Below are 4,967 nucleotides of genomic sequence, written 5' to 3'. Positions count from 1 at the left end.
GCCCTCAACCGCGCCGACCGCGGCCTGATCGGCCGCGAGGGCGTGCTCGCCGAGCCGATCCTCCAGGGCGCCGGCCGCATCCGCTTCGACGACACGCTCTGGCGGATCGAAGGGCCGGATTTGCCGGCGGGGGCGCGGGTGCGGGTGGTCGGGTTGTCGGGGACGGTGCTGCGGGTGGAGGGGGTGTGAGGGGCCCATAGGGCAGTCCCCCCGCGACCCACGGTGACGTGCTCGACCGCCCTTCCGCGTCCCGGAAGCGTCGCCTCGACAGCGCGGCCGCGCGACGGGCGGCGCAGGTGCCGGGCTACGGGGCGGGAGGTTGGAATATTCGGCACTCCCCAGCGGGGAAACCCAGCCTTCTTCCGGTGAAGGCTTGGCCGATGCAGCCACGCGCCGTCATCATGAATGGGGGGCAGGCCTGGGGAGGGGAATCGTCCGACCTGCGTGACCCGGAGGGCACCCGGAGACGACCCGGACGGGCCGCGGCGGGACATCGCCGCGCGCGTCCCGCTGCGGCTCGAGGGCAAGCGTTGCGGATCATGGACCGGCCGGCCCGACGGCTGTGCCTGGCGACCCGCGAAAGCCGGCGCGATCGCGGTTGCGACACGCCCGCGCCGTTCCTGTCAGGTCAAACCCGCGCCACCAAACGCCGGGCGCAAGCATCTGCCAGTCCTTCGGCCACGGCCCTAAACGCGCTGTTAACCTTAATCAGTGATTGGCCAATGATTAATGGCGTCGCGCGGAGTGTACCTGTCGCCGCGCAAGGATGGCAAATTATGCGGCTGATCGTCGGCACATTGATCGTCTTCGCCTGCGTCTTCGGCAGCTACGCGGCGATGGGTGGCCACCTGCTCGTCCTCTGGCAGCCATTCGAATTCGTCATCATCCTCGGTGCCGCCATCGGGGCCTTCGTCATCGGCAATACCGGGCCGGTGCTCAAGGCCGTGCCCGCCATGCTGGGTACGCTCGTGAAGGGACCGAAATACACGCAGAAAAGCTATGTCGAGCTGCTGGGGATGCAGTATTCATTGTTCAAGCTCGCGAAGTCGAAGGGCGCGATGGCGCTGGAGCCGCATATCGAGGATCCGGATGCGTCGACGCTGTTCAACGCCTTCCCGACCTTTGCCGCCAACCATCACGCCGTCGAGTTCGTCTGCGACTACATGCGTATGGTGACGCTGGGCGCCAACAACGTCTACGAGATCGACGCGCTCATGGATGAGGAGCTGCAGACGCACCACCAGGAGCAGGAGCGCGTCGTCTCGGCCATGCAGGCGCTCGCCGACGGGACGCCCGCGCTCGGCATCGTCGCCGCCGTGCTGGGCGTGATCAAGACGATGGGGGCGATCAAGGAGCCGCCGGAGGTGCTGGGCCACCTGATCGGCGGCGCGCTGGTCGGCACCTTCTTCGGTGTCTTCGTCGCCTATGGCTTCTTCGGGCCCATGGCGCAGTCGCTCAAGAGCCTCTTCGAGGCGGAGTCCAAATACTACCTGTCCCTCAAGGCGGGTCTGCTCGCCCATATCGGCGGCCAGCCGCCGGTGATGGCGGTGGAATTCGCCCGCAAGTCCCTGATGAGCGACGTCCGCCCGACCTTCAACGAAGTGGAAGCGGCAACCGCCGCTCTCCCCGCCCAGATCTGACCCAAGCGCAAGCGGGGACTCGATGGCCACGATCATCATCAAGAAGGTCAAGAAGGCCGCGCACGCGCATCACGGCGGGGCCTGGAAGATCGCCTATGCGGACTTCGTGACCGCCATGATGGCGTTCTTCCTGCTGATGTGGCTGATCAGCATGACGACGCAGGAGCAGAAGAACGGTTTGGCGGAATACTTCGCGCCTTCGGCCTCGAGCCCGGCCACCAGTGGCGCGGGCGGGATGCTGTACGGCACCGCCCTCGACACGTCCGGCAACAAGGCGTCCACGCCCCGCGACGCAGCGAGGGGCTCCGCCGAGCGGGACGACAGGGCGCGCGCGACCACTCCGGGCCGCGCCAGCGATCTCGATGCCAGCCGGTCGGCCTCCAGCGTGCAGGCCGATTACAGCGCCATCGCCAGCCTCCGGCAGGCGCTCCAGACGTTGCCCGACATCGCCGAGCTGTCGAAGAACATCGTGATCGAGCCGACCAAGGAGGGCGTGAACGTGTCCCTCGTGGACCAGGACGGCCGCTCCATGTTCCGCGATGGCTCCGTCGAGCCCCACGAGCGCACCCGTCGCGTCCTGGAGACGCTCGCGCCCGCCCTGCGCCAGCTGCCCAACCGCCTGTCTGTCACGGGCCACACGTCCGCCATGCGCCCGGGTTCGGCGCGGGCCGTCGAACCCTGGAACCTCACCGCCGGGCGCGCGCTCGCCGTGCGCGAGATCCTGGCGGGTTCCGGGGTTCCTAACGACAACTTCATCTCCGTGGTGGGACGTGCCGACACCGAGCCGGTCTTCCCCGACAACCCCTACCTGGCGCCGAACCGACGGGTGACGATCACGCTGCTTCACGCGACCCCGCCGGCGCCCGCGAACCTGTTTCGCTGACGACGAGGCGCCTCCCGCGAAACGCTCTCCGCGCCGGCCTGTGTAGCTACGGGTTGGCAAGGTTGGAATCTGGATGTCTCCCCAGCACGGAAGGCTCAGCCCTCCTCACGGGACGGCTTGATCGATGCCGCCACGCTTCGTCGTCCCGGGGCCGCGCAGCGGAGCCCGGGGTCCAGGGACGCCTATGTGTCAAGCTCTTGCACGGGCAGCGTTTCCGGGCTTCGGGCTCGCCTGCGGCGCCCCGGAGTGACGGCGCGGGTTCTCAGAGAGGGGGTATCGATCCTCGGGAGATGAATCGTCCAGCCGGCGTAACCGGAACTCATGTAGAGCGGGCGTCTTCTCGGGTGCGCGTGGTGTCCGTTCGGGATCGAGGTCAGCCCGCGCTGTTGGATCGCGGCCGGCATGCTGGCGCCTTGCTGACCATCGTTCTCGGGTTGCGCGGTGAGTTCCGGTGTCGAGCCAGGGCGGTAGGCCCTGACCCGTGGAACGCCCGCTACCCGAACGCCCCGACCTCGTGCTGGATCATCCCAGAGATCTCCCGCACCTGGTCGAACAGGCGGCGGATCGGCTGGAACAGGTTGGCGTGCTCGGCCTCGTAGGTGCCGACATCCCGGGGGCCGGCGGGCTCTCCGAAGTTGAGGCCCAGCGTCGGGTCCGGGGTGACCGGGAAGATCGCGTCGAGCAGCGTCAGGCAGCCGTCGATGTCGAGGCGCAGGATGCGTTCGAGCAGCTGCTCGCGGGAGATGCCGGCCTGCGGGCGGAAGCCCGGGATGTGGACCGCCAGGAACCAGATCCGGTGGATCAGCGCCAGCCGCAGGGCGTGCAGCAGGGTCAGACGGGCCGACATGCCGGGCAGGTCCGGGGTGGCGGTGGTGAGCGCCAGCCAGTCGCGGGTCAGGCGGCCGAACAGGCCGCGCAGGGACGATGCGAGGTCGAGTCGCTCCAGCGCGCCGGCGATCACCACCAGCTCCTCCCGGCGGAAGTCCTTTTGGGTCCGCCGGGCCCGCTCCAGCCACACGGCCGGGTCGAGGGTGTCGATATAGGCGCGCAGCACGTCGAGGTCGCCCAGCGCGGCGGCATGCTGGACCAGCCGGAACGCCCGCGAGAAGCGCACCGAATCCCGGCGCATGTCGCGGAACAGGTCGGGGCCGCGCTGGGCGGCCCGGCCGATCCCGTGGAGGGAATTGGCCAGGAAACCCAGCTGATGCAGGATCGCGTTGTTGGGGATCGCCCGCATCTGGGTCGGATGGGTGATGCGTGCCGGCCCGCCGTTGTCGGTCTGGCGCGCCACCGGGCGGGAGCCGGTGCGGTCGATCAGGCTCGGGCCGAAGGTGCCGAGCAGGGCGGCGTAGCCCGGGTCGTCGACCAGGGCCTCCATGTCCTGCCGGGCGGCGGTGAAGAATTCCAGCGCGAAGTCCGGCTCCGAGTAGATCGGGTCGTCCTTCGCGTCGCCCCCCGCCGCGGTGTCGTTGAGGGCATAATCCGAGAAGCTGTCGTCCTCGGCGATGTCGAGGGCGTAGACGTGCTCGGCGATGCGGGCGACGCTGGCCTGGGCCAGCGCCTCGGTGCCGTAGAGCAGGTAGCCGTCGGTGCCCTGGAAGCTCGATTCGAGCCGCACCTTCAGGCCGGCCTTGCGGGCGCGGTCGCGGGCGTCCTCGGGGGCCAGGTAGGCCAGGCGGTCGCGCAGCGAGGTCGGGTGGGCGCCCCGGCCGATCGATTCGCCGTGGGTGTCGAAGATCGCGAGCTCGACATCGGCCAGCCCGTTCTGGACCAGCATCTCGGTGATGCGCAGGCGCAGCCGCTCGATCCAGAACGTGGCGGCGAGCTGGCCGACATAGCGGCCGGAATCCGAGTAGCCGAACTGCACGGTGAGCCGGCCGATCCGCTTGAGGTACTGGCGCCAGTGCGGGTTGCGCAGGGCGTCGTCGAGCACCCGGATGCCCTGCTCCAGGGCGCTCGCGGTCTCGAACAGGGGCGTGATCTCGAGCTTGTCGGCGATGCCGTAATGGCGCGCGAGCCACAGGGCGGCCAGCAGGGTGTAGCCGGTCTCGGTCTCGGCGATCAGGAAGCGCACCGGGTGGGTGCCGTCCACGTGCTTGAGGATCTGGGCGATGGTCATCATCAGCCGGGCGGCCGAGGCGCGCTCGGCGGCCAGCGCGCCGAAATCCACCGCCACCGGCCGGACGTCGTTGAGCAGGCTGTGGATGGTCGCCAGATGCGAGCGGCGCTGGGCCGAATCGGTCGGCTCGCCCTCCAGGTCGATCACCCGGCGCACGGCGTTGTGGATCTGGCTGGCGTTCAGCCGGAAATGCGGCAGGGCGTTCGACAGGCCGTGGGTGGCCACGCCCGAGCGCAGGATCGCGATCGCTCGCTTGTCGGCCGCGTCGGCCCCCTCGAGCGCCGCGGTGAGGCCGGCGACCAGGGCGCCGGCATCGGTCTGGGCG

General features: G+C 69.5%; 4 protein-coding genes. 3 read left to right on the top strand and 1 reads right to left on the bottom strand.

The features are described from left to right. The 3 genes from FV228_RS20110 to FV228_RS20100 form a co-directional block, all read left to right on the top strand. Nucleotides 1–189: NfeD family protein (locus FV228_RS20110; RefSeq protein ID WP_147856238.1), on the top strand; the 189-nt coding region annotated here is incomplete at its 5' end. Between the two features lie 587 nt (nucleotides 190–776). Next, nucleotides 777–1,640, top strand: a complete 864-nt coding sequence (gene motA, locus FV228_RS20105; RefSeq protein WP_147856237.1) for a flagellar motor stator protein MotA — start codon at nucleotides 777–779, stop codon at nucleotides 1,638–1,640. Between the two features lie 22 nt (nucleotides 1,641–1,662). Continuing rightward, the gene (locus FV228_RS20100; RefSeq protein ID WP_147856236.1) at nucleotides 1,663–2,523 is read left to right on the top strand and encodes a flagellar motor protein MotB; all 861 of its coding nucleotides are present in this window, start codon (nucleotides 1,663–1,665) and stop codon (nucleotides 2,521–2,523) included. Between the two features lie 493 nt (nucleotides 2,524–3,016). Here FV228_RS20100 and FV228_RS20095 read toward each other — a convergent pair. Next, nucleotides 3,017–4,967 (bottom strand): phosphoenolpyruvate carboxylase (locus tag FV228_RS20095; protein WP_147856235.1); only part of this gene is annotated, 1,951 nt, incomplete at its 5' end.

The sequence above is a fragment of the Methylobacterium sp. WL18 genome, assembly GCF_008040015.1.
Classification (GTDB): domain Bacteria; phylum Pseudomonadota; class Alphaproteobacteria; order Rhizobiales; family Beijerinckiaceae; genus Methylobacterium; species Methylobacterium mesophilicum.
Note: the sequence above shows the minus strand (reverse complement) of the source record. Positions and strands in the feature narration are given on the sequence as shown.

What these genes read in the sequence shown, in the direction of transcription:
- FV228_RS20100 (WP_147856236.1), top strand. Translation starts at nt 1,663, where the DNA reads ATGGCCACGATCATCATCAAGAAGGTCAAGAAGGCCGCGCACGCGCAT.
- motA (WP_147856237.1), top strand. Translation starts at nt 777, where the DNA reads ATGCGGCTGATCGTCGGCACATTGATCGTCTTCGCCTGCGTCTTCGGC.